Genomic DNA, 633 nt, shown 5'->3' on the forward strand with positions numbered 1-633 from the left:
GTCCCCCTCCACGGAACCGACGAACACCTCCGCCCCGCCGCCCACGGACGCCGCCGGCGCCGCCGAGGGCGCCTCCGCCGCGGCCCGCGATCCCGCACCGCCGACGCTGCGCCGCGGCGACAAGGGCTCCGAGGTGGTCGAGCTCGAACTGCGCCTCGCCCAACTCGGCCTCTACACCAGGGAGGCCGGCGGCAGCTACAACGAGGGCGTCGAGGACGCGGTGACCAGGTATCAGTGGGCGCGGGGGGTTCAGCCGGAGGAGTACGGGGTGTACGACCTGGCCACGCGTGAGCGGCTGGAATCGGAGACGACGGAGCCGTGACGGGGTTCGGGTTCGCCCAATAACTCGGGGCTTCGGGTCCGATGGCGACTGCGGGTCGTGGTGGGTTGCTCGCGCAGTTCCCCGCGCCCCTAAAGGGTCGGCCTCGCGGCCGCCAACCCAGGGGCGCGGGGAACTGCGCGACCAGCCACACGCGACCCGCACCCGCCATCGCTCCGCCACCCCTGCACCCCTAGAGGCTGGCCTCGCGGTAGCCCACCAAGGGGCGCGGGGAACTGCGCGAGCAACCCGCCACAACCCGCACCCGCCACCACACCGCCACCCCCGAGCTCTCAGGCGACGACCACCCGAAC

At 73.8% G+C, this 633-nt stretch carries 1 protein-coding gene; it reads left to right on the plus strand.

Going from position 1 to position 633, the window contains the following annotated elements:
• Positions 1–322 (plus strand): peptidoglycan-binding domain-containing protein (locus L0P92_RS44815; RefSeq protein WP_234768858.1); only part of this gene is annotated, 322 nt, incomplete at its 5' end.
• Between the last annotated feature and the right edge of the window lie 311 nt (positions 323–633).

Source organism: Streptomyces muensis (assembly GCF_021474425.1).
Taxonomy (GTDB): domain Bacteria; phylum Actinomycetota; class Actinomycetes; order Streptomycetales; family Streptomycetaceae; genus Streptomyces; species Streptomyces muensis.